At 64.9% G+C, this 24,304-nt stretch carries 23 protein-coding genes; 11 read left to right on the forward strand and 12 right to left on the reverse strand.

Annotation, left to right across the window (positions count from 1 at the left end):
* Nucleotides 1-23 precede the first annotated feature (23 nt).
* From JHW40_RS13240 to JHW40_RS13260, 5 genes are all read right to left on the reverse strand, one after another.
* Nucleotides 24-485, reverse strand: a complete 462-nt coding sequence (locus tag JHW40_RS13240) for a cytochrome c-type biogenesis protein (RefSeq protein ID WP_090614121.1) — start codon at nt 483-485, stop codon at nt 24-26.
* Nucleotides 486-487: 2 nt separating this feature from the next.
* Nucleotides 488-2,452 (reverse strand): heme lyase CcmF/NrfE family subunit, encoded by a 1,965-nt coding sequence (locus JHW40_RS13245; protein WP_090614119.1) that lies wholly within the window; start codon nt 2,450-2,452, stop codon nt 488-490.
* A 127-nt stretch (nt 2,453-2,579) separates the two neighbouring features.
* Complete coding sequence (locus tag JHW40_RS13250; RefSeq protein ID WP_090614116.1) at nt 2,580-3,275, reverse strand: NUDIX hydrolase; 696 nt, start codon at nt 3,273-3,275, stop codon at nt 2,580-2,582.
* On the reverse strand, nt 3,272-3,682 hold the full coding sequence (locus tag JHW40_RS13255; protein WP_090614113.1) for a DUF983 domain-containing protein: 411 nt from the start codon (nt 3,680-3,682) through the stop codon (nt 3,272-3,274). Before JHW40_RS13255 ends, JHW40_RS13250 begins: the two co-directional genes overlap by 4 nt.
* 108 nt (nt 3,683-3,790) lie before the next feature.
* A complete protein-coding gene (locus JHW40_RS13260) occupies nt 3,791-5,188 on the reverse strand; it encodes a diguanylate cyclase (protein WP_090614111.1) in 1,398 nt (465 codons plus the stop codon).
* 111 nt (nt 5,189-5,299) lie between these two features.
* Here JHW40_RS13260 and JHW40_RS13265 point away from each other — a divergent pair, with 111 nt between their 5' ends.
* The 6 genes from JHW40_RS13265 to dacB all read left to right on the forward strand — a co-directional run bounded on the left by JHW40_RS13265 (nt 5,300) and on the right by dacB (nt 9,357).
* Nucleotides 5,300-5,584, forward strand: coding sequence for a DUF3572 domain-containing protein (locus JHW40_RS13265; RefSeq protein ID WP_090614108.1), 285 nt, complete (start codon nt 5,300-5,302; stop codon nt 5,582-5,584).
* A gap of 63 nt (nt 5,585-5,647) precedes the next feature.
* The gene (locus JHW40_RS13270) at nt 5,648-6,223 is read left to right on the forward strand and encodes a heme NO-binding domain-containing protein (RefSeq protein ID WP_090614104.1); all 576 of its coding nucleotides are present in this window, start codon (nt 5,648-5,650) and stop codon (nt 6,221-6,223) included.
* Nucleotides 6,220-6,468, forward strand: a complete 249-nt coding sequence (locus JHW40_RS13275; protein WP_090614102.1) for a hypothetical protein — start codon at nt 6,220-6,222, stop codon at nt 6,466-6,468. Before JHW40_RS13270 ends, JHW40_RS13275 begins: the two co-directional genes overlap by 4 nt.
* Nucleotides 6,469-6,482: 14 nt before the next feature.
* Nucleotides 6,483-7,220 (forward strand): GGDEF domain-containing protein, encoded by a 738-nt coding sequence (locus JHW40_RS13280; protein WP_170851875.1) that lies wholly within the window; start codon nt 6,483-6,485, stop codon nt 7,218-7,220.
* A 77-nt stretch (nt 7,221-7,297) separates the two neighbouring features.
* A complete protein-coding gene (locus JHW40_RS13285) occupies nt 7,298-7,933 on the forward strand; it encodes a nicotinate-nucleotide adenylyltransferase (protein ID WP_090614095.1) in 636 nt (211 codons plus the stop codon).
* Complete coding sequence (gene dacB / locus JHW40_RS13290) at nt 7,930-9,357, forward strand: D-alanyl-D-alanine carboxypeptidase/D-alanyl-D-alanine endopeptidase (protein WP_090614093.1); 1,428 nt, start codon at nt 7,930-7,932, stop codon at nt 9,355-9,357. Before JHW40_RS13285 ends, dacB begins: the two co-directional genes overlap by 4 nt.
* 4 nt (nt 9,358-9,361) lie before the next feature.
* Here dacB and JHW40_RS13295 read toward each other — a convergent pair whose 3' ends face one another.
* Nucleotides 9,362-9,784: a tellurite resistance TerB family protein gene (locus JHW40_RS13295; protein WP_090614090.1), complete on the reverse strand. Its 423-nt coding sequence runs from the start codon at nt 9,782-9,784 to the stop codon at nt 9,362-9,364.
* Between the two features lie 92 nt (nt 9,785-9,876).
* Between JHW40_RS13295 and JHW40_RS13300 the strand changes: the two genes are divergently transcribed.
* The gene (locus tag JHW40_RS13300; RefSeq protein ID WP_090614087.1) at nt 9,877-11,475 is read left to right on the forward strand and encodes a lysine--tRNA ligase; all 1,599 of its coding nucleotides are present in this window, start codon (nt 9,877-9,879) and stop codon (nt 11,473-11,475) included.
* 69 nt (nt 11,476-11,544) lie between these two features.
* On the opposite strand, the gene JHW40_RS13305 is transcribed toward JHW40_RS13300, so the two are convergent.
* From JHW40_RS13305 to proS, 6 genes are all read right to left on the reverse strand, one after another.
* The gene (locus tag JHW40_RS13305; RefSeq protein WP_090614084.1) at nt 11,545-12,882 is read right to left on the reverse strand and encodes a branched-chain amino acid ABC transporter permease; all 1,338 of its coding nucleotides are present in this window, start codon (nt 12,880-12,882) and stop codon (nt 11,545-11,547) included.
* A 14-nt stretch (nt 12,883-12,896) separates the two neighbouring features.
* The gene (locus JHW40_RS13310) at nt 12,897-13,904 is read right to left on the reverse strand and encodes a branched-chain amino acid ABC transporter permease (RefSeq protein WP_090614081.1); all 1,008 of its coding nucleotides are present in this window, start codon (nt 13,902-13,904) and stop codon (nt 12,897-12,899) included.
* A gap of 2 nt (nt 13,905-13,906) precedes the next feature.
* The gene (locus JHW40_RS13315) at nt 13,907-14,662 is read right to left on the reverse strand and encodes an ABC transporter ATP-binding protein (protein ID WP_244519258.1); all 756 of its coding nucleotides are present in this window, start codon (nt 14,660-14,662) and stop codon (nt 13,907-13,909) included.
* On the reverse strand, nt 14,659-15,456 hold the full coding sequence (locus JHW40_RS13320; protein ID WP_090614161.1) for an ABC transporter ATP-binding protein: 798 nt from the start codon (nt 15,454-15,456) through the stop codon (nt 14,659-14,661). The genes JHW40_RS13315 and JHW40_RS13320 overlap by 4 nt, the downstream gene beginning before the upstream one ends.
* 111 nt (nt 15,457-15,567) lie before the next feature.
* Nucleotides 15,568-16,752 (reverse strand): ABC transporter substrate-binding protein, encoded by a 1,185-nt coding sequence (locus JHW40_RS13325; protein WP_090614079.1) that lies wholly within the window; start codon nt 16,750-16,752, stop codon nt 15,568-15,570.
* Between the two features lie 210 nt (nt 16,753-16,962).
* Nucleotides 16,963-18,324 (reverse strand): proline--tRNA ligase, encoded by a 1,362-nt coding sequence (gene proS, locus JHW40_RS13330; RefSeq protein ID WP_090614076.1) that lies wholly within the window; start codon nt 18,322-18,324, stop codon nt 16,963-16,965.
* Nucleotides 18,325-18,487: 163 nt separating this feature from the next.
* Here proS and JHW40_RS13335 point away from each other — a divergent pair, with 163 nt between their 5' ends.
* From JHW40_RS13335 to JHW40_RS13350, 4 genes are read left to right on the forward strand one after another with little or no spacing between them, the layout of a single operon-like run.
* Entirely contained in the window at nt 18,488-19,696 is a 1,209-nt protein-coding gene (locus JHW40_RS13335; RefSeq protein ID WP_090614073.1) for an AI-2E family transporter, read from the forward strand.
* Nucleotides 19,693-20,394 (forward strand): P-loop NTPase family protein, encoded by a 702-nt coding sequence (locus JHW40_RS13340; protein WP_244519257.1) that lies wholly within the window; start codon nt 19,693-19,695, stop codon nt 20,392-20,394. The genes JHW40_RS13335 and JHW40_RS13340 overlap by 4 nt, the downstream gene beginning before the upstream one ends.
* Nucleotides 20,395-20,439: 45 nt before the next feature.
* A complete protein-coding gene (locus tag JHW40_RS13345; protein WP_090614070.1) occupies nt 20,440-22,605 on the forward strand; it encodes an RNA degradosome polyphosphate kinase in 2,166 nt (721 codons plus the stop codon).
* A gap of 51 nt (nt 22,606-22,656) precedes the next feature.
* Entirely contained in the window at nt 22,657-24,192 is a 1,536-nt protein-coding gene (locus JHW40_RS13350; protein WP_090614067.1) for a Ppx/GppA family phosphatase, read from the forward strand.
* Nucleotides 24,193-24,304 lie beyond the last annotated feature (112 nt).

Here is a 24,304-nt window from a genome sequence, read left to right on the forward strand (position 1 = left end):
CGCGACCCGGCGTCATTGCCGGATCAATCGCGCATGATCTCATCCAGACGGGCGCGTTCATCCTTGCTGAGCGCCTGCGTCGCCGGCACCTCGGCCCGGGCGCGGGCCCGCAGGAAACCCCATGCGACCAGCAGCGCGATCAGCGCCATGAGCGGACCGGCCAGCCACAACAGCAGATTGCCGCCGCTGGCCCGGGGCTCGAACAGGACGAATTCACCGAAGCGGTCGGCGACATTGTCCAGCACCTCGGCATCGCTGTCGCCCTCGACCAGCCGTTCGCGCACGTAAAGCCGCAGGTCGCGGCTGATCGCGGCGTTCGATTCGTCGATATTCTCGCCCTGACAGATCGGACATCGCAGCTTTTGCGACAGGGCGCGGGCGCGGGCCTCCAGTCCGGGGTCGGACAGCACCTCGTCGGGTTGCACAGCAAGGGCAGGCGTGGTCAGAGCGAACAGCAGGGTCAGGGCAAGGCCGGTTTTGCGCATCGTCATTCCGCCGGGACCGCATCGGCATTACTGCGCCGCGCCGCGCCTGCCGCCACGCGATAACGCCGGTCGCTGAGGCTGATCAACCCGCCAAGCGCCATCAGGAACGAACCCATCCAGATCCAGTTGGCGAAGGGCTTCAGATAGGACCGGACCGCCCAGCCGCCGCTGCTTTGCGGATCGCCGATCACCAGATAGAGGTCACGGAACAGCCCGCCATCAATCGCGGCCTCGGTGGTCGGCATCCCCTGCACCGGATAGATGCGCTTTTCCGGATGCATGATCGCGACCGGCCGCCCGTCGCGCGTGACCTGCATCGTCGCCATGGTCGAGATATAATTCGGCCCCTCGACCTCGGCCACTTCGGTCATGGTTACGGTATATCCGGCAAATTCAAAGGGTTCGTTCAGATGGGCGACGCGGATATCCTCGACCTGCCAGGCGGTCAGCAGGCTGACGCCGATGAAGGTCACGCCCATCCCGGCATGGGCCACCGCCTTGCCCCAGTCGGCGCGCGGCAACCGCCACAACCGGGACAGGCCGGAATTGCCGGTGCGGTGGATCAGGTCGGCCACCGATCCGGCAATGATCCATGTACCCAGTCCGGCCCCGATCACGGCAATCGCCGAACGCCCGGTGGACACCGCAAAGATCAGCAGGGTGACGGCTGCGGTAAAGATCAGTGCCCCGCGCAGGGGTTTCATTATCCGCGACAGCGTGGCGCGTTTCCATGGCAGCATCGAACCGAGCGGCAGGGCTATCGCCAGCACGATCATGAAGGGCGTGAAGGCCTTGTTGAAGAATGGCGGCCCGACCGACAGCTTGCGATCCCAGACCATTTCCGCGATCAGCGGCCAGACCGTGCCGATGAAGACGACAAAGGCCGAAACCGCCAGCAACACATTGTTCAGAACCAGCGACCCCTCGCGCGAGACGGGGGCAAAGACGCCCTTGGCCGTCATCTCGCTGGCCCGCGCGGCATAAAGCGTCAGCGCCCCGCCGGTAAAGCCGGCAAGGATCGCCAGAATGAACACGCCGCGCTGCGGATCGCTGGCGAAACTGTGGACCGAGGTCAGCACGCCCGAGCGCACGATGAACGTCCCGATCAGCGAAAACCCGAAGGCCATGATCGCCAGCAGGATGGTCCAGCTTTTCAGCGCCTCGCGTTTTTCGACGACGATGGCGGAATGCAGCAGCGCGGCGGCCAGAAGCCATGGCATGAAGCTGGCATTTTCCACCGGATCCCAGAACCAGAAGCCGCCCCAGCCCAGCTCGTAATAGGCCCACCACGACCCCAATGCGATGCCGATGGTCAGAAACACCCAAGCCGCCAGTGTCCATGGCCGCACCCAGCGCGCCCATGCGGCATCGACGCGACCCTCGATCAGGGCGGCGACGGCAAAGCTGAAGGCCATCGAAAGCCCGACATAGCCCAGATAGAGAAACGGCGGATGGAAGGCCAGGCCGGGGTCCTGCAACAGCGGGTTCAGGTCGCGCCCGTCGAAGGCCGGTACGGGCATGCGGATGAACGGGTTCGAGGTGAAGATGATGAAGGCATAGAAGGCAGCACCGACCGAGGCCTGTACCGCCAGCACCCGTGCGCGCAGGCTGGGCGGCAGGTTGCCGCCCCAGACCGCCGCCGCCGCACCGAACAGCGCCAGAATCAGCACCCACAGCAGCATCGAGCCTTCGTGATTGCCCCAGACGCCGCTGATCTTGTAGATCATCGGCTTCAGACTGTGCGAATTGTCATAGACCAGCTTGACCGAGAAATCCGAGGTCACGAAGGCCTGCGTCAGCGCCGCGAATGACAGGCAGACCAGCAGGAATTGCGCGATGGCGGCGGGGCGGGCGCTGTCCATCCAGCCCTCCCATCCCTTCGCCGCGCCGATCATCGGCACGACCATCTGGTAAAGCGACAGGGCAAAGGCCAGGATCAGGGCGAAATGGCCGAATTCTGCTGTCATCGCGGGTCCTCCATAGGCGTATCAGCATAGGCTGATGGCTGGGTCGGGGAAAGTCCCCACCTTGGTCGCGACCACGTTCCGGGTGCTTGCGGCTTGCGGCCGATGCGCGCAAGGAAAACGCTCGGGTTCAGGTGATCTGGCAGAAGCGCGGCGCCGGGCCGCGATTGTCGAAAAAGGGCACGGTATCGGGAACGGGAAGGGGGGCGTCATGCGCGACCGAGCCGACCAGCTCGGCCAGTTCGGCCAGCACCACCTCGGTGATGAAGGGCAGGTTCAGCGCCCGCGCCTCGGTCACCGGAACCCAGTGCAGATGCGAAAGCTCGTCACAGGCGCGGCTGAAATCATCGGGATCCCCTACCAGATCCGCCGCATCCAGCGCAAAGAAGTGCGCATCGAACCGCCGCGGGCGGCCCGGCGGCGTAATCGCACGGAACACATAGCTGAGCGATCCGGCATCGGGCGACAATCCGGCCTCGGCATAGCCCGGCCAGTCGCTGGCCGGCCCGTCAGAGGCGCCGATCAGCAGGCCGGTTTCCTCGGCCAGTTCACGCAGTGCGGCCGCGGCGATGGCGTCGGGATCGGTGCGGGTGTCCCCTCGCGGCTCGGCCAGAAGGCGGCTGCGATGCGGCTCGGCCAGTTTGCGCGACAGGGGGGCGGCCGCATCCTCTGCATCGACGGCGCCGCCCGGAAAGACATATTTCGACGGCATGAACACCGCCTTTGCGCCGCGCATACCCATCAGGACCGAGATGCCAGCGGGCTTTCGCCGCAGCAGGATCAGCGTGGCCGCATCGCGAATCGGCGGATCGCCGGGATTGGTCATGGCAATGCGGGATCCGGCCCCTGACCAAAGCCATGCATCCGCCGGGCCCATTGAAAGCCGACAAAGGCGCCCTTGATCCGCGGCAGCAGCGCCAGCGACAGGATGATCGCCCCAAGGCTGAAGCTGATGATCATCGACATGGCCGAAGGCCGCCACGCCATATAGACGGCCATCAGCAGCGGCGCGCCCAGATGAGAGACCAGAAAGATCGTCAGATAGGCAGGGCCGTCATCGGCGCGCTGATGATGCAGCGCCTCGTTGCAATGCGGGCAATGGTCCGCGACCTTCAGATAGCGCGAGAACAGGTTGCCCTGACCGCAAGCCGGACATTTCCCAAGGCTGGCGCGCTTGACGGCCTGCCCCGTCGGACGTTCGGCATTTTCGGCGCTGATTGCTGCCTGTGACATTGCGACTCCATCCTCATGGTCCGATTCCGGCTGTCGGACAATAACCCCACCGTCCGCCTTTCGCCAGAGTGTCAAGGCCGACAAAAAGTCGCAGAGATACGCATTCTTTCAGGCCGCATGGCGCGTACTGGCCAGCATCACCCGGTTGCGGCCCCGGTTTTTGGCGCTGATCAGCGCCCGGTCGGCGCGTTCCAGTACATGCTGGGCGACGGCCTCGGGCTCCAGCAGCATATAGGCCGAGATCATCAGCGCGACGCCGACAGACAGGGTAATTCCGACCGCGCCGCCGCCCGATAGATTCGACAGCAGAATCGGGCGCGTTTCAACCGTGCTGCGCAACCGCTCGGCCAGCGTGCAGGCCAGATTTTCGTCGCAATCGGGCAGGATAACCAGAAACTCCTCACCGCCGTGACGTGAGACGAGGCCGCGATCACCGACGGTCCGGCTGAGCCTGCGGGCAATTTCGGACAGAACCGCATCCCCGGCGGGATGGCCATAGGTGTCGTTGATCCGCTTGAAATAATCCAGATCCATGATCAGCACGGCAAAACGCCGGTCATGGCGCACGCTGTCCGCCGCCAGTTCGGTCAGCCGGGGCATGGCATAGCGGCGGTTGTAAAGACCGGTCAGCGGATCGGTCATGGCCCAGAGCATCCGGCGCTGCGCATCCTCGCGCTGCCGGTCGCCGCGCAGCTTGCGCGACATCTGCGCCTGCAATGTCAGTGCCGCGGCTTCGGTTCCCGTGCCGCCAAGCCCCAGCGGCAGCACATCGCCCGCGCCCAGATCCAGCGCGAAGGCGCTGATATCGGGGGCCTGCGAATCGGTCGCCACGACGAATGCCGCATCGCGCGACCCGGTGCGGGAACGCAACTCGGACAGCAGGCGAAGGCCGTCGCCTTGCATCTCGATATTCGCGGCAATCAGATAGAGATCGGCAGCCTGACCCATGCTGGCCGCCCCCAGCGCCTTTTCCGGGTCGTTGATCACAAAGCTGTAGGGAAGCCGTTGACCCAGCAGGTGCTTCCAGCACAGCGCCCGTCCGATACTGTCGGCGACCAGCGTCACCTGCCCGCCATACGCGGCGTCATCGCCCCGGTGATCGAAGGCAGAGGCCGATTCCGCCAATCCGACCCCGGCTGTCTGATCGCAATCGCGCAGCAATCCGCGAATCCGCGCCAGCAGCATCTGTTCATCTATCCCCGGCGCCAGAACGGCGGCAGCCCCGGCGCGCAGACCGGCAAGGCGTTGGTCGTCGTCCGCGATCATCACGATGGGAATGCCCGCGCAGTCGCGTCCTTCGCCCAATGTCTGACACAGTTCGACCAGCCCGGCATCATGCAGATCCCCGCCCAGCAGGATCAGATTGGGCCGGATCCGGGCCAGCTCATCCATCAGTTGCTGCGCGCTGGCGGCGGTCGTCACCTGATAACACGCCGCCGTCAGCCGGACCTTGAGGGTGATCCGGTTCGTCGCCTGTCCGTCCACGACAAGAATGCGTGCTGTCATGACAACGATCGCCCTTTACATGCCACTCTGCTCGGCCCAACTTCGCAGCTAATCGTTAAGAAAGGGTTTCCGGCGCAGCTTGGTGGCGGAATTTCGCAAGGATAGGCGGATATGAGCTATGCGGGAGCAGAGGCGCTGACAGTGCAGGCGCTGCAATTCATCGCGTCGGATCAGGAACTTGTCGAGGCCTTGCTGGCGATGACGGGCCTGCGGGCGCTGGATTTGCGGCAGGCGGCTGCCGATCCGGGATTTGGCGTCAGCCTGCTGGATTTCCTGCTGGAGGACGATCAGCGGGTACTGCGTTTCGCGCGCTCGGCCGGAATCGCGCCGCAAGAAGTGATGACCGCCCGCACCGCGCTGGCCGGGCCGGGCAGTTACGGCTGGACGGCTGATTAAAATCTCGATCCGCTTACGTTTTCTTTACGTCTGGGCGCTAGGCATGTCGTGAACGAGGACGATATGCACGGCTTGATCCACCGCTCCATCGAGGCTTTTCTGCGCGAGGTCTGCGCCACCCCGCTCTGGTCGCGCGTGGCCGAGGATGTGGGCGTCGATCCGCGCGGTTTTCAGACCGGGCGCCGCCATTCCGATCAGGTCAGCCTCGATCTGATCGGGGCGGCGGCGCGACGGCTTGGCAAACCTGAATCCGAATTGCTGGAAGATCTGGGCGCATGGCTGGCCGGGCTTCAGGCGCTGCGGCGGCTTTTGCGGTTCTCGGGGCGCGATTTCCGCGAATTCCTGCATCGGCTGGATGAACTGCCGGGCCGGGCACATATGGTCGTGCCCGATCTGGGATTGCCCGAGGTGACGGTCATGATTGACGAACAGGATCGGGTGATCGTGACCCTGTCAGAGCCTGCGGGCCTGTGGCTGCCCGTTCTGGCGGGGCTGATTCGGGCGATGGCCGATGATTATGGGGCTTTGGGGGTGATTCTGACGGAAAAGGACAGGATCTGCGTTCATGTGCCGCTGGATGCCTTCACACCGGGGCGGGGCTTCAGCCTTGGCGGGCAGGACCCCGAGGTGGTGACATGATCTCGGTCAGGCGCGGTTGCGTCACGCTTGGCTGGCAGGCGCTTGATCTGCTGTTGCCGCTGCATTTGCTGATCGATCTGCACGGGCAGATCCGCAATGCCGGGCCGATGATGCGCAAATTGCTGCCTGTGGGGCCCAGCCGGTTACAGGACAGTTTCACCTTGCTGCGGCGCGGCATCCAGACCGTCGACCGCAGGATTTCATCCATGCCTGCCTGCATGACGAACGCCTGTTTCTGCGCCTGAACGCAATGCCGCAGATGACGCTGCGGGGCCACGCGATCCCGTTCCCGAACGGCTGTCTGCTGAACCTTGGCTTTGGTATCGGGCTGGTCGATGCGGTGCGCGAACTGAACCTGACGGATTCGGACTTCGCGCCGCCCGATCTGGCGATGGAGCTGCTGTTTCTGCACGAGGCCAACCGTGCCGCCATGACTGAACTGTCCCGATTCAACCGCTATCTGGCCGCGGCCCGGCAAGAGGCCGAGATGCAGGCATTCTCTGACCCTCTGACCGGATTGCCGAACCGCAGGGGGCTGGACATGTCGATCCGCGATCTGCTGCGGCGATTGCCCGAAGGTGGAACATTCGCCATCGCCCATCTGGATCTGGACCATTTCAAGGAGGTGAACGACAAATACGGACATGCTGCGGGCGATGCGGTGCTGACCCATGTGGCCTGCGCGTTGCGCGAAACGATCCGCTGGCACGACACGGCGGCGCGGGTGGGGGGCGACGAATTCGTGCTGCTGCTGGACGGGATCGACAGCCGGGCCGATCTTGAATCGCTGGCGCAGCGGATCATCGACCGTATTCGCCAGCCGATCGGGACGGGGGCCGGGTCCTGCCGTGTTTCCGCCAGTATCGGCATCAACTGCGCGCAGGCGCATGAAGGCGTTGTGATCGAGGATCTGCTGAGCCAGGCCGATGCCGCGCTTTACCAGTCCAAGCGCGAGGGACGCGCACGCGCCACGATCCGCTGCGCGGGGCAGCGTTGAACAGGCGCCGGCAAAGGCACGGGAAACCGCATCCGGCTGCGGTTGGCTTGGTCGCGCGGATCGACTAGGTCTGGCGGATGTCAACTGGGTTTCCCATCGCCTTCGCCGGGCAACGGATCGGATTGCTGGGCGGGTCTTTCGATCCTGCCCATGACGGTCACGCGCATATCACCGAAACGGCGCTGCGCCGCTTCTGTCTGGATCGGATCTGGTGGCTGGTCAGCCCCGGAAATCCGCTGAAGCCGCATGGCCCCGCGCCGCTGGTGCAGCGGATCGAAATGGCGCGCAGGGTCATGGGCCACCCTTCGGTCGAGATCACGGATCTGGAGGCGCGGCTGCACACGCGGCTGACCGCCGATACCATCGCCGCGTTGCAGGCACGCTATCGGGGTGTGCGCTTCGTCTGGCTGATGGGCTCGGACAATCTGGCGCAGTTCGACCAGTGGAACCGCTGGAAAGAGATTGCCGCCCGCGTTCCCATCGGCGTGCTGGCCCGTCCCGGCACCCATCAAAGCGCCCGCACAGCCCGCGCGACGCGCATCCTGGGACCAGCGGCGCGCCTGCCCGAAAGCCGCGCGCAATTACTGCCGTTCTGCCGGCCCCCGGCATGGGTCCTGATCAATATGCCGATGTCGCAACTGTCCTCGACCGCGATCCGCAGCGGACATGCCGGGCAGTCCGAGGCACGGCAGACAGAGGGAAAGACACGATGAGGCTGACCCGACGCGATACACTGGCCGCGCTGCTGGCTTGCGGGGTTGCGGCCCCGGCGCTGGCCCAGGCCCTTGTCGAGGGTCACCCTTCGCCCGGTGGCGGGCTGGGACAGCCGCCTGCGCGCCGTCCAATCCCGGATTCGCGGGCGCTGATCGCGCGCTCCGGGCTCAGCGGGCATGTCGGCTTTGCGCTGACCGATCAGACCGGCGCGCTGATCGACGATGAACCCGCCCCCTCGGCCATCGCGCCCGCCAGCACGCTGAAGGCGATCACCGCCATCTATGCGCTGGACCGTCTGGGGCCTGATCACCGTTTCCGGACCCGTGTCATCCGCGCGGGCGACATGCTGGTGCTGGTGGGCGGTGGCGATCCGGTGCTGGACAGCGACGGGCTGGCGCGGCTGGCCGGTGATCTGGTGGCCGCGGGTGAGACCAGCCCTGCGCGCTTTGCCGTCTGGGGCGGCGCCTTGCCCGCCATTGCCGAGGTCGCGCCCGAACAGGACGATCATCTGGCCTATAACCCCGCGGTTTCGGGGATGATCCTGAACTTCAACCGCGTGCATCTGGGCTGGCGCCGCGCGGATGGCGACTGGCAACTGTCGTTGGAGGCCCGCGCCGCGCGGCAATCCCCCCGCGCCTATACGGTTTCGGCGGCGGCGGCGGCGCAGTCTGATCTGTTCACCTATTCCGACGATGGCAAGACCGAACACTGGACCATCGCCCGCAGCGCGCTGGGAAGTGGCGGCAGTCGCTGGTTGCCCGTCCGCCGACCCGAGCTTTATGCGGGCGATGTGTTCCAGACCCTGTGCCGGGCGCGCGGGCTGGTGCTGCCAACGCCCGAGGTCGTCGACGATCTGCCCGCCGGACAGGAACGCGCCGCCATCGACAGCCCGCCGCTGGAACAGATCCTGCGCGACATGCTGTACCACTCGACCAACCTGACCGCCGAGGTGGTGGGGCTGCATGCCAGCGGCGCATCGGATCTGACCGGATCGGCTGCGGCGATGATGTCATGGCTGCACGGGCAGGGGCATGGCGAAGGGCTGCAACTGGCCGACCATTCGGGCCTGTCCGGTGCCAGCCGGGTCACCCCCCAGGCGATGGCGCGGCTGATGTCATGGGCCGCGCCGGGGCTTGCCCCGCTGCTGAAATCCGACCCGCTGGCCGGGGATCTGCCGCAGGGCAGCGCCCGCCAGCCCTGGCTTCGGGCCAAGACCGGCACGCTGAATTTCGTCTCGAACCTTGCGGGCTATATCGAGACGCCTTCAGGCCGGGTGCTGGCCTTCGCGATCCTGTGCAACGATCCGGAACGCCGCGCCGGAACCGAGGGGCAAGAGCAACCCGCGGGCGTCAGAACATGGACCCGGCAGGCCAAGCTGCTGCAACGCGATCTGATCGACGCATGGGCCGCGCGCTTTGACTGACCGCTCAGACGACGCGGTGACGGACCTGCGCCGACAACTCGATCGCGGCGGCATGCAGACGCGCGATGCCCAGCTGATCGCGGATTTCGGCCAGCATGCGGATTTCGCCCTCATACAGCCGCCCGTCGGCCGCGCCCACATCGCAGGCCAGCGCATAGGCGGTCTCATACAGCTTTTCGGGCAGGGCATCGCGCACCAGTCCGAACAGCGCATCCAGCCCGTCCTCTTCCTCGAACAGGGTCATCACGGTCTGGCTGACGACGCGGATGCGGTCCTCGTCATATTGCGCAAAGATCGGCATGTGATCGACCATGCGCTGAATCGCCACCAGTTCGGCCGTGCGCATGTTGTTGTCCGAGGCCGAGACCGCCACCATCACCGCCACAAGGGCGTCGCAGGGCGACAGGGAAGGGGTCTCGATTCTCATGCTTTGCTCCTCAGGCGATACCGGGGCAGATTATTGACGATGGCGCCGGCTTTCAATAAGGCGTCGTAGCCTTGCATACATGGAGACAAGCGATGACCACCCTGCGCGACGCCGCAATGAAATCGAAGGCTTGGCCGTTCGAAGAGGCGCGCCGGGTGCTGAAACGCTATGAGAAGAAGGACCCCGACAAGGGCCATGTCCTGTTCGAGACGGGTTACGGCCCCTCGGGCCTGCCCCATCTCGGCACCTTCGGCGAGGTCGCGCGCACCACGATGATCCGCCGCGCCTTCGAGATGATCAGCGACATCCCGACCCGGATGATCTGCTTCTCGGACGATATGGACGGGATGCGCAAGGTGCCTGAAAACGTGCCCCGGCAGGACATGCTGCGCCAGCATCTGCAACAGCCGCTGACCACGGTGCCCGATCCCTTCGGCGAATATGACAGCTTTGGCGCCCATAACAACGCCATGCTGCGGCGCTTCCTCGATACCTTCGGCTTTGAATACGAGTTCATCAGCGCGACGGAGTTCTACAAATCCGGCCGCTTTGACGAGACACTGCTGCGGGCCGCCGAACGTTATGACGCGATCATGGAGGTGATGCTGGCCAGCCTGCGCGAGGAACGCCAGCAGACCTACAGCTGTTTCCTGCCGGTCAGCCCGACATCGGGGCGGGTGCTTTACGTCCCGATCAGGCATATCGATGCGAAGGGCGGCACCATCACCTTCGACGACGAGAATGGGCAGGAACTGACCCTGCCGATCACCGGCGGCAATGTGAAGCTGCAATGGAAGCCCGATTTCGGCGCCCGTTGGGCGGCGCTGGATGTCGATTTCGAGATGTATGGCAAGGATCACAGCACCAATACGCCGATCTATGACCGGATCTGCGAAATCCTTGGCGGCCGGAAGCCCGAACATTTCACCTATGAGCTGTTTCTGGACCAGCACGGCCAGAAGATCAGCAAGTCCAAGGGCAACGGGCTCAGCATCGACGAATGGCTGACCTATGCGGCGACCGAAAGTCTCAGCTATTTCATGTTCCAGAAGCCGAAAACGGCCAAGCGGATGTATTTCGACGTCATCCCCAAGGCGGTGGACGAATATCACCAGCAGTTGCGGGGATATCCCGACCAGACGCCGGAACAGCAGCTGGCCAACCCGGTCTGGCATATCCATGGCGGCGATGTGCCTGCCTCGGATATGGTGGTGCCGTTCCAGATGCTGCTGAATCTCGCCTCGGTCGCGGGGGCCAAGGACAAGGACGGCTTGTGGGGCTTCATCCGCCGTTATGCCCCCGAGGCCAGCCCGGAAACGCATCCGGGCCTCGATCAGGCGGCGGGCTTTGCCGTGCGCTATTTCACCGATTTCGTCGCCCCCACGCGCCAGTTCCGCGCGCCCACGGATGTCGAACGCCGCGCGCTCGAGGATCTGGCCGGCCGCCTTGCCGCATGGGATCAGCTCGCCGACCCCGAGGCGCTGCAATCCATGGTCTTCGCCATCGGCAAGGACCACGGGTTCGAACCTCTGCGGGATTGGTTCAGCGCGCTCTATCAGGTGCTGCTGGGCGCCGATCAGGGGCCGCGCTTCGGCGGCTTCATCGCGCTTTACGGCATCGACGAAACCCGCGCCCTGATCGAAAAGGCGCTGGCCGGGGAACTGGCCGGCCCTGCCTCATCTCTGGTGTGAAAATATCCGGCGACACCGCCGTCTGGTGCGCCATTGAAAGCAGTCGGGACGGGGGCAATGCCCCCGTCTTTATCGTTCCGGCACCAGCCCCCTTGGTGCGAAGCGCAGCACCAGCAGCAGCACCGCCCCCATGGCGATAAAACGCATATGCGGCGCGCCCGACAGCAGATGCGATTTCAACCCGCCATCGGGCAGCGGCAGGGTCAGCAGCGCGATCAGCGCCGGACCCCAGACCTCGGCCTTGATCCACAGGAACCAGATCAGCACCGCGCCCAGCACCGCCCCCCAGTTGTTGCCCGAGCCGCCGACGATCACCATCACCCAGATCAGGAAGGTATAGCGCAGCGGGTTATAGCTTGACGGCGCCAGCAACCCGTCCAGCGTCACCATCATCGCCCCCCCGATGCCGATCACGGCAGAGCCGATGATGAACACCTGCAAGTGCCGCGCGGTGACATTCTTGCCCATCGCGGCGGCGGCGGTCTCGTTGTCGCGGATCGCCCGCATCATCCGGCCCCAGGGTGATTGCAGCGCCAGCTGCGCCAGCAGGATCAGCAGCAGCAGCACGACAAGGAACAGCGTCATATAGCCCAGCTTGACCCAGATCCCCGATCCCGTCGCGGCGGTGAAACCCCAGCTTTGCGCGAATTCGACAAATTCCGGGTTGCGCTGCAACTGCACCTCATAGGGCACTGGGCGGGGAATGCCGGTGATGTTCTTGACGCCGCGTGCCAGCCATTCCTCGTTGCGCAGCACGGCGACGATGATCTCGCCGATCCCCAGCGTCGCGATCGCCAGATAGTCCGAGCGCAGCCCCAGTGCCACCTTGCCCACCGCCCATGCGACGGCGGCGGCAAAGATGCCGCCCACCACCCATGACAGCATGACCGGCAGGCCCAGCCCGCCGATATTGCCGTGGCGGGCGGGGTTGTTGGCCTCGATCGCGGTGACGGCCGGGTCGAACAGCCCGCGATAGACGACGAAGCCGACGATCAGGATGGCGATCACCGCCAGCCCCCGTCCGCGGTGCAACCTGCGCCATGCAAGGGTCGCCAGCGCCAGCGTGCCCAGCCCCGCCAGCAGCGCGGCCAGCAGCCGGACCCCGCCCGCGGCCCATGCGCCCTCGACCGGGGGCAGTGAGATCAGGATCGGGGCCAGCGCGCCTATCGCCAGAAAGCCCACGACCCCGGCATTGAACAGGCCCGCATAGCCCCATTGCATATTCACCCCAAGCGCGATGATGGCCGAGATGAGCCCCATGTTCAGGATCGCAAGCGAGGTGTTCCAGCTGCCCGAGAACATCGCATTGCGCTGCGTTCCCTCCAGAATGAACAGCAGCGCCAGAATGGCGAACAGGACCGGCGCGCGCCAACGGCTGGTGGGGCTGGCTTGACGGTTGGTGGACATCAGGCGGCCTCCCTCTATACCGATTTTCCGCGGAACAGCCCGGTGGGGCGGAACAGCAGCACGACGATCAGAATGACGAAGCTGACGGCGAACTTGTATTCGGTCCCCAGCAGTTGCAGCAGCCCGTCAGGCTGCCAGCCGGGGAACAGGTAACCCGCCACCTTGCGCCAGGGATAGGTCACCGCGACCTCGGAAAAGGCGACGATGAAGCCACCCGCGATGGCGCCGACCGGGTTGCCCAGCCCCCCCACGATGGCGGCGGCAAAGATCGGCAGCAGCATCTGGAAATAGTTGAAGGGGCGGAAGGACTTGTCCAGACCGTACAGCACCCCGGCGATGGTCGCCAGCGCGGCGGCGATGATCCATGTCATGCGCACCACGCGGTCGGGATCGATCCCCGACAGCAGCGCCAGATCCTCGTTGTCGGAATAGGCGCGCATGGCCTTGCCCGATTTCGTGCGGTTCAGGAACCAGAACAGCGCCCAGACAACGATCACCGCGATGACCACCGTCAGGACCTGAGTGCCGCGCAGCGCCAACCCCTCGGACAGACCGGTCCATTCGCGGAAATCGCGGGCGTTGATGATGAAGCGCACGCCGTCGTCGAAACGCTGCTCATCCACCCCGATCAGCAGCCGGGTCAGCCCGTTGGTCACGAACATCACCCCCACCGAGGCCATGACGAAGATGATCGGTGCCGCCTTCTGCACCCGATAGAAGCGATAGACCCCCCGGTCGGTCAGCAGCACCAGCGCCGCCGTGCAGGCGATGCCGAAGGGCAGGGCCAGAAGCGCGGTGGGCAGCGGCCCGAAGGACAGGCCCAGCATCTGCAGCCCCCATGTGAACAGGATGGTGATGGCGGTGCCGATCGCCATCGTGTCGCCATGGGCAAAGTTGGAAAACCGCAGGATGCCATAGATCAGCGTCACCCCCAGTGCGCCAAGCGCCAGCTGCGCGCCATAGGCGGCGGCGGGGATGAAGACGAAGTTCAGGAAGGCCACAAGCGCGTTCAGGATATCCATCATCAGCCCCCCAGAAAGGTGCGGCGGACCTCGGGGTCGGCCATCAGGGCCGCGCCGGTGTCGGTGTAACGGTTGGTGCCCTGCACCAGTACATAGCCGATATCGGCGATTTCCAGCGCCTGCCGGGCGTTCTGTTCCACCATCAGGATCGAGATGCCGCTGCGCGCGATCTCGATGATGCGGTCGAACAGCTCGTCCATGACGATGGGGCTGACGCCCGCGGTGGGTTCATCCAGCATCAGCAGTTGTGGCCGGGTCATCAGCGCCCGGCCCACAGCGACCTGCTGGCGCTGGCCGCCGGACAATTCGCCCGCAGGCTGACGGCGCTTGGTTTTCAGGATCGGGAACAGGTCAAAGACCTGCGCCATGGTCTCGGAGATCTCGTCCTTGCGGATGAAGGCGCCCAGTTCGAGGTTTTCCTCGACCGACATCGAGGGGAAGACGTTATGGACCTGCGGCACGAAGCCCATGCCCTTGCGGACCCGTTCCTGGGGCGACAGGGCGGTGATGTCCTCTCCGTCCAGCACGACATTGCCTTCGCGCAGCGGCAGCATCCCGAATACCGCCTTCATCGCGGTGGATTTTCCGGCGCCGTTGGGGCCGACGATGACCGCGATCTGACCCTTGTTCACGGTCAGGTTGCAGCCATGCAGGATATCGGCCTTGCCATAGCCGCCGCGCATGGCATTGGCCGACAGGAAGGGCTGGCCGGGGACGGCTGCCGGCGCGGCGCCCGGCATGGTGTCGGTCGCGCTCATGCCTCACCTCCGACCAGTTCGGCCTTGACCTTGTTTTTCAGGCCGGTGCCCAGATAGGCCTCGATCACGTCCTCGTTCTTCATGATCTCGGCGGCAGAGCCTTCGGCCAGCACCTTGCCCTCGGCCATGACGATCACCGGGTCGCACAGGCGGCCGATGAAATCCATGTCATGCTCGATCACGCAGAAGGTATAGCCGCGTTCCTTGTTCAGCCGCACGATGGCATCGCCGATGGTACCCAGCAATGTGCGGTTCACGCCCGCGCCGACCTCGTCCAGAAACACGATCTTGGCATCGACCATCATCGTGCGGCCCAGTTCCAGCAGCTTTTTCTGCCCGCCCGACAGGTTCCCGGCGCGTTCATGGGCCAGATGCCGGATGGTCAGGAAATCCAGAACATCATCGGCGCGCTGGCGCAGCTCGGCCTCTTCGCGGGCGATCTGGCCACGGCGGAACCATGCGTTCCACAGCGTCTCTCCGGTCTGGCCTGCGGGCACCATCATCAGGTTTTCGCGCACCGTCATCGAGGCGAATTCATGCGCCAGCTGGAAGGTGCGCAGCAGCCCGCGCTGGAACAGCTCGTGCGGGGGCAGGCCGGTGATGTTGTGCCCGTCCATATAGACCTCGCCCGAGGTCGGCGGCAGCATGCCCGCGATCACGTTGAACAGCGTCGTCTTGCCCGCGCCGTTCGGGCCGATCAATCCGGTGATGGACCCCTTGCGGATGGTCAGGCTGGCGCCATCGACGGCGCGGAATCCGCCGAAATGTCGGTGAAGGTCTTCGACCCTGATCATGGTATTCCCTGTCTTCGCTTCGGTGAAGCATGACCGCATCGGCGGTTCTTGTCTTTAGGTAATCGGCCCGGCACCCTGTTGCGGGTGCCGGGCCGTCATCCGCTTGATGCCTCAGCGATAGCCGACGACGCTCATCTCGCCGCCCTCGAAGGACAGTTCGCGGTAAACGCCCGCCGATTCGCCCGGCTCGATCAGTTCGACGGCGGTGGCGCCGACATAATCGACATCGCCACCCTCGGCGATGATCTCGATGGCGCGGCCCAACTCGCCCGGCATGATCTTTTCGCCCGGCTCATTGGCGATATCCACCACGCTGTCCTTATAGACATTGGGATCGGACGAACCCGCCTTGGCCATCGCCAGCAGGATCAGCGCCGCCGCGTCATAGGATTCGCCCGCGAAGGTGCCGGTGCCGTCAAAGCCCGCGGCCTCGGCCAGTTCGACGAAGGTGTCGCGGCCCTCGCCCTCGCCTGCGGGGTTCTGGCCGAAGCTGCCGTCGATCTCGCTGCCGAAGCTGCTGGTCAGCGTGTTGCTGATCATGCCGTCCGGAAAGACGAAGGTGTCGAATGCGCCGGTATCCAACGCGCCGCGCACGATGCCTGAGCCGCCCTGATCGACATAGCCCACCACGACCAGCGCGTCACCGCCCGCGGATGCCAGCGCCGCGACCTCGGCCGAATAGTCGGGCTTGCCGTCGTCATGGGCCGAGTTCACCGTGACCGTGCCGCCCTTTTCGGTGAAGGATGCGGCAAAGCTGTCGGCCAGCCCCTTGCCGTAATCGTTGTTGGTATAGGACACGGCAACGGTGTCGATGTCCTTTTCCAGGATAAGATCGGCCATGACCTCTCCCTGACGCGCATCCGATGGCGAGGTGCGGAAGAACAGCCCGTTATCCTCGATCGTCGAAAGCGCGGGCGAGGTGGCCGAGGGCGATACCATCACGACGCCATTGGGCAGCGCGACATTTTCCAGAATGGCGATGGTCTCGCCCGAGCACATGCCGCCGACGATGCCGTGCACGCCTTCCGCCGTGATCAGACGTTCCGCGGCTGCGGTGGCTGCGGCGGCGTCGATGCAGGTGGTGTCGCCGGTGACCGCGCGGACGGTCGAACCTTCCAGCAGATTGCCGGCCTCATTGACTTCGCTGATCGCCAGTTCGGCGCCGCGCTGCATGTCAGGCGACATGGTTTCCAGCGGGCCGGTGAATCCGAACAGGATGCCCAGCTTGATCTCTTCGGCACTGGCCGCGCCGGTCAGCAGCGCAGTTGCGGCAGTGGCGAGAAGAAGTTTCTTCATTTGGTCGTCTCCCAGTTGGAACAAGGTCCTGAGATCAGGTTAGAAGCGCCCTGTTCAAAAGAAAAGCCGGTTGTCGCGCGCCATTTTCGATAATCCGTACCCGCTTACGCAGCGTCAGAGGATCGGGGCGACGGGAACAGTCCGGCAATTCATCTGGTGGACGGCACGGGCCATGGCCGAGATACACGCCAAAGCCCGTGCGGGCGGGGTTCAGGCCGTGGGCAGGGCCGCGTCAAGAACCGGCTGATAGATCTGCAACAGGCGTTCGACGGCTTCCGAGGGTGACATCTCGATGCTGTCGCCGCTGCGGCGGCTGGTCAGTTCTACCTTGTTGTTGGCCAGACCGCGCGGGCCGACGGTGATCCGCCACGGCAGGCCGATCAGGTCCATGGTGGCGAATTTCGCCCCCGCCCGTTCGTCGCGATCATCGTAAAGTGGATCCAGCCCGCGCGATTTCAGCTCGGCATAGATCGCCTCGCAGGCGCTGTCGGTGGCGCTGTCGCCCTGTTTCAGGTTGACGATACCGGCATGGAAGGGGGTCACGCCCTCGGGCCAGATGATGCCCTTGTCGTCATGGCTGGCCTCGATGATCGCGCCCAGCAGGCGTGACACGCCGATGCCATGCGACCCCATATGCACCGGCACCCGCGCGCCATCGGGGCCGACCACGGTGGCGCCCATCGGCTCGGAATACTTGGTGCCGAAATAGAAGATCTGGCCGACTTCGATGCCGCGCGCGGAACGGCGGCGATTCTCGGGGATCTGCTCGAACAATGCTGCGTCGTGGGTCTCGTCGGTGCGGGCATAGCGGCTGGTGAATTCCTCCAGCACGGCCTGACATTGCGCCTTGTCGTCATAGTCGATCTGGCGGTCGCCGAAGCTCAGATCGGTGATCTGGCTGTCATAGAACACCTCGGATTCGCCGGTTTCGGCCAGCACCAGAAATTCATGGGTATAGTCGCCGCCGATGGGTCCGCCGTCGGCGCGCATCGGGATCGCCTGCAACCCCATGCGTTCATAGGTGCGCAGATAACTGACCAGATGGCGGTTATAGGCGTGCAGCGCGTCATCCTTGGTCAGGTCGAAGTTATAGCCGTCCTTCATCAGGAATTCGCGCCCACGCATCACGCCGAAACGGGGGCGGATCTCGTCGCGGAACTTCCACTGGATGTGATACAGCGTCAGCGGCAGGTCCTTGTAGCTGTTCACATGGCTGCGGAAGATGTCGGTGATGACCTCTTCATTGGTGGGACCATAAAGCAGATCGCGCTTGTGGCGGTCGCGGATGCGCAGCATTTCCTCGCCGTAATCGTCATAGCGGCCGGATTCGCGCCACAGATCCGCCGATTGCAGCGTCGGCATCAGCAGCGGGATATGGCCCGCGCGCTGCTGTTCCTCATGCACGATCTGTTCGATCCGGCGCAGCACCCGAAAGCCCAACGGCAGCCAGGAATAGATCCCGGCGGTTTGCTGCTTGATCATCCCGGCGCGCAGCATCAGCCGATGGCTGACGATCTGGGCCTCTTTCGGATCCTCTTTCAGGACGGGCAGGAAATAGCGCGACAGACGCATGGGCGGGGTCCTTCGTGACGGTTCGGCCCGAAGCGTTAGCGGATCGGCGCCCCATTGCCAAGCGCCAGCGCAGTGGCAAACAAGGGGGCCGGACCCTTGGGCATCTTGCAACCGCCGCGCTCTGCGGTCAAATTCCACCCACGCGACAACAGGAGACGCGACGATGCGGATGCCGGTTCAGAAACAGCTTGTCTGGTGGGGCGTCGCCACCGCCATCCTGCTGGTCGCCATGTGGTTGCTGGGTCAGCCGATCCTGCCTTTCATCATGGGAGCCGGGATCGCCTATCTGCTGGACCCGGTCGCCGACCGGCTGGAGCGGATGGGCCTGTCGCGCATCATGTCGGTGGTGGTCATCACTGCGGGCGCGATCATCCTGCTTGCGGCGCTGATCCTGCTGGTGATGCCGCTGCTGCTGCGGCAGGCGGCGGCGCTGATCAACACTGCGCCGCAGATGTTCGATCAGGCGATGAGTTTCATCTCGGCCCGGTTCCCCGATCTGGTGCCGGAAAACAGCAGCCTGGGAACCACGCTCAGCGATCTGGGCAGCACCTTCGGCGAACAGATGGGCAGCATCGCGACGACGGTGATCGGCTCGGTCGGGGGCGTCATCAGCACCATCGCGCTGTTGGTCATCGCGCCGGTCGTGGCCTTTTATCTGCTGCTGGACTGGGACCACATGGTCGAGGAAATCGACCGCCTGCTGCCGCGCGAACATGCCCCCACCATCCGCCGCATCGCGCGCGCGATCGACGAGGCGTTGTCGGGCTTCGTGCGCGGGCAGGGGCTGGTGATCCTGATTCTGGGGACGTGGTATTCCATCGGGCTGATGCTGGTCGGGCTGCCCTTCGGCTTTTTCATCGGTATCATGGCGGCGGTTCTGTCCTTCATCCCCTATGTCGGCGTGCTGATCGGCGGCGCGACGGCCATCGGGGTGGCGCTGTTCAGCTTCTGGGGCGATCCGCTGTGGATCGGCGCGGTGGTCACGATCTTTGCCATCGGCCAGATCGTCGAGGGCAACTATCTGCAACCCAAGATCGTCGGCGGCCATGTCGGCCTGCATCCGGTCTGGCTGCTGCTGGCGCTGTCGGTCTTCGGCTCGTTGTTCGGCTTTGTCGGCATGGTGGTGGCGGTGCCGCTGGCGGCGGCGCTTGGCGTTATCGCCCGCTTTCTGATCGAGCGTTACCGCTCGAGCGCGCTTTATACCGGGCAGGAGGTTCCGCATGAACCGGCCCAGCCGACGCTGATCGAGATCGTGCCGCCCGGCACCGTGGCCGACAACATGCGCAAGGCGCGGCTGGCCGCCGACCGTGGCCGCGCCATATCCGAAATCGAGACCATGCAGGAAGACCTGCGACGCAAGGAAGACCCGTGATCCCGGCATTGTCGCGGCAACTGACGCTGGACCTGACCACGCCTCCGGCCCATTCGCGCGCCGATTTCCTGCCGGCGCCGGCAAATGCGGCGGCGCTGGCGGTGCTGGATGCGCCGCAGTTTTGGCCGCAGGGGCGGATGCTGCTGATCGGCCCCGAAGGCGCGGGCAAAACCCATATGGCGGCCTTCTGGGCGGCGGAAAACGGGGCCCGCCGCGTCACCGCCGCCAGCCTGCGACCCGATGGCGCCGACCTTCTGGCGGTCGAAGGCGGCGCTCTGGTGATCGAGGATGCCGATCACGCCGGTTTTGCGGCGGGGGCGGAACAGGCGCTGTTTCATCTGTGGAACCTCTGCGGGCCGCGCGATTGCCTGCTGCTGCTGACCGCGCGATCCGCGCCGCGCGACTGGGGGCTGGTGCTGCCAGACCTGCGTTCGCGCATGGACGCGATGCCGCAGGTGCGGCTGGGCGCCCCGGACGAGGCGCTGATGGCCGCCGTTCTGGTCAAGCTGTTCGCCGACCGCCAGCAGGCGGTGTCCGCCGGGCTGATCGACTGGCTGGTGCTGAACATGGACCGCGATCTGGGCCTTGCGCGGCGGCTGGTCGCGGCGATGGACCGCGAGGCGATGGCCGACAAACGTCCGATCACGCGACGGATCGCGGCTGGCCTTCTGGACAATCTGCGGGGTCCTGACGCATGATCCGCGCGCACCGGCAAGGCCGCGCCCCCAACGCCAGATGACCCGATGACCCAAGCCGATTTCCTTCGCAACGCCTTTCCCCAGCCTGTCGAACCCCCTGAAGGCGTGCCCGAAGGGGCGTCACGCTTTTTCAATCGCGAACTCAGCTGGCTGTCCTTCAATTGGCGGGTGCTGGACGAGGCGCGCAATCCCCGCGTGCCGCTGTTGGAGCGGTTGCGATTCGTCTCGATCAGCGCGACCAATCTGGATGAATTCTATACCGTCCGCGTCGCCGGGCTGCGCGAACTGGTGCGCGAGGGCAACACCACGCCCTCGGATGACGGGCTGACCCCGGCCGAACAGCTGAACCTGATCAATGCCGACGCCCGCCGCCTGATGAGCGCGCAGCAGGGCGTCTGGAACCGCATCCGGCGCGAGATGGAAGAGGCAGGCATCATGATCCTGTCGCGCAACAACGTCACCCGCGCCGAAGAGGAATATCTGCGCCGCTATTTCGAGGACAAGGTGTTCCCCGTGGTCTCGCCGCTGGCGATCGACCCGGCGCATCCGTTCCCCTTCATCCCGAATGCGGGCTTTTCGCTGGCGCTGGAACTGGCGCGGCAAAGCGACGGGCGGCGGATGCAGGCGCTGCTGCCGGTTCCCGCGCAGTTGCGCCGTTTCGTGCCGCTGCCGGGCGGCCAGCGCTTCCTGCGGCTGGAGGAGTTGCTGCTGATGCATCTGCCCAGCCTGTTTCCGGGCCATCGCGATGCGGATTACTGCGCCTTCCGGGTGCTGCGCGACAGCGATCTGGAGGTCGAGGAAGAGGCCGAGGATCTGGTCCGCGAATTCGAGACCGCGCTGAAACGCCGCCGCCGTGGCAGCGTCATCCGCATGAAGATCACCGCAGGCGCGCCCGACCGGCTGCGTCGCCTGATCATGGAGGAACTGGAGGTCATCCCCGACGAGGTGATCGAGGTCGAGGGCCTGCTGGGCATGGCCGATCTGCGCGAACTGGTACTGGATTCGCGCCGCGATCTGCTGTGGCCGGGCTTTACCTCGCGCGTGCCGGAACGGGTGCAGGACCATCACGGCGACATGTTCGCGGCGATCCGGCAAAAGGACATGCTGCTTCACCACCCCTATGAAACTTTCGACATGGTGGTGCGGTTTCTGGCGCAGGCGGCGCGCGATCCCGATGTGCTGGCGATCAAGCAGACGCTCTATCGCACCAGCCGCGACAGTCCCATCGTCGAGGCCCTGTGCGAGGCCGCCGAGGCGGGCAAATCCGTCACCGCGCTGGTCGAACTCAAGGCGCGCTTCGACGAGGCCGCCAATATCCGCCAGTCACGGCGGCTGGAGCGGGCGGGCGCGCATGTCGTCTATGGTTTTGTGAACTACAAGACCCATGCGAAGATCAGCACGGTGGTCCGGCGGGAAGGCGACAATCTGGTCACCTATACCCATTACGGGACCGGCAACTATCACCCGATCACCGCGCGCATCTATACCGACCTGTCGCTGTTCACCTGCGATCCATCCTTGGGGCGCGATGCGACCAAGGTTTTCAATTACTTGTCCGGATATGTTCAGCCGGATGGTCTGGAAAATCTGGCGATCTCGCCCATTGATCTGAAGGACCGGCTGATCTCTCTGATCGCGCGAGAGGCCGAATATGCCCGGCAAGGCCGTCAGGCGGCGATCTGGGCCAAGATGAATTCGCTGATCGAAAAGGACGTGATCGAGGCGCTTTATGCCGCCAGCAATGCCGGCGTCAAGGTCAGCCTGATCGTGCGCGGCATCTGTGGAATACGGCCTGGTATCAAGGGGATGTCCGAGAATATTCGCGTAAAGTCCATCGTCGGACGCTATCTGGAACATTCGCGGATCGTCTGTTTCGGCAACGGGTTCGGGCTGCCGTCGAAAAAGGCGCGGGTCTTCATCAGTTCGGCCGACTGGATGGATCGCAACCTGAACCGCCGGGTCGAGACGCTGGTGGAATGCGTCAATGAAACGGTCAAGGCGCAGATCGTCAGTCAGGTCATGGCCGCCAACATGGCCGACGAGGCGCAAAGCTGGCTGCTGCTGCCCGACGGGCGTTCGGTGCGCTATCTGCCCGATGGCCGCGACGATCTTTTCAACTGTCATCGCTTTTTCATGGAAAATCCGTCTTTGTCGGGACGGGGCACCGCGGGGGCGCGCGATGTCCCGGCCCTGACCCATTCTGCCGATTGACGGGCGGGCCGTGACGATACATGAACCCTGATGCGCAAGCAGGAGGCTTGAATGAACGGCGTACGGACCACCTCCGGCAAGCAGATCGAGCCTTTGGAAAAGGCGTTCGTCACCCTGCCGAAACGGGCATTGAAACGGGTCGGCGTGGTCGATGTGGGCTCGAACTCGATCCGGCTGGTCGTGTTCGACGGCGCGGCGCGGTCTCCGGCCTATTTCTATAACGAAAAGATCATGGCCGGGCTGGGGCAGGACATGGCGACGACCGGCAGGCTGAACCCCGCCGGGGTCGAGCGCGGCTTCAACGCGCTGTGCCGCTTTGCCGCGCTGGCGCGGGGCATGGACATCATGCCGGTGACCTGCGTCGCCACCGCCGCCGTGCGCGAGGCCGAGGACGGTCCCGCCTTTCAACAGCGGGTCGAGCGTGAAACCGGCCTGAAGCTGCATGTGATCGCAGGCGAGGAAGAGGCGAGGCTGTCGGCGCAGGGGGTGCTGCTGGGTTGGCCGGATGCCGTCGGGCTGGTCTGCGATATCGGCGGCAACTCGATGGAGGTGGCCGAGGTTGCACAAGGCAAGGTCGGCCAGCGCGCCTCGTCGCAACTGGGGCCGTTCCGGTTGCAGCAGGTGGCGGGCGGCAAGTCGGGGCTGAAAAAGCATATCCGTGCCATCATGGCCGAACTGGCCGAAAAGATGGGAACGCATCACCAGCGGCTGTATCTGGTCGGCGGATCATGGCGAGCCATCGCGCGGCTGGACATGGAGCGGCGGCAATACCCGATGACGGTGCTGCACGAATACCGCATGACCCCGCAGGATGTTGCCAGGACCATCGAATGGATCGGCGAAACCGACCTGAACGAGCTGCGCAGCCGGGTGGGGATTTCCTCGTCGCGGATGGAACTGGTGCCGCTGGCCTCGCAGGTCCTGTCAGAGATGGTCTCGACCTTCGCCCCCGAGGAACTGGCCGTGTCAAGCTATGGCATCCGCGAGGGGCTGCTGTACGAGCATATGTCCGACAGCCTGCGCAAGCGCGATCCGCTGATCGAATCCGCCCGCTTTACCGAACGGCAGATGAGCCGCGTGCCCGGCTTCGGCAAGAAGCTGTATCATTTCCTGCAACCCCTGTTCGCCGATGTCCCGCCCGAGCGGGACCGCCTGATCCGCGCCGCCTGTCTGCTGCATGACACGACATGGCGCGCCCATCCCGATTACCGGGCCGAGGCCTGCTTCGACAATGTGACCCGCGCCAACATGGCCGCGCTCAGCCATCCCGAACGGGTGTTTCTGGGGCTGGCGCTGCTGCATCGCTATAAGAACAGCCGCGCCAATTCGCCGATGGCACCGCTGTTCGGGCTGCTGTCCGCAGATCAGACCCGCGATGCCGAGACCCTGGGCAAGGCGATGCGCTTCGGGGCCATGTTCTCGGTCGATGATCCGGGTTGCGCGGGCAGCCTGACCCTTGACCGCAAGAAAGGGCATCTGAATTTGCGCCTGACCCGCACCGGCCGCGACCTGATGGGCGAGGTGGCGCAGGCGCGGTTGAAATCGCTGTGCAACTCCCTGGGTGTAGAGCCGCTGATCACCGGCTGATCGCCACACCACCGCAATTCCCGAACGGCCGCCCTGCGCGGCCGTTTTTGTGGCTTACGGCCGGGCAAATGACAAAGGGCGCCACCGGGGCGCCCTTTGCGTGACTGCAATG

It is taken from the genome of Paracoccus alcaliphilus (assembly GCF_028553725.1).
Lineage (GTDB): Bacteria > Pseudomonadota > Alphaproteobacteria > Rhodobacterales > Rhodobacteraceae > Paracoccus > Paracoccus alcaliphilus.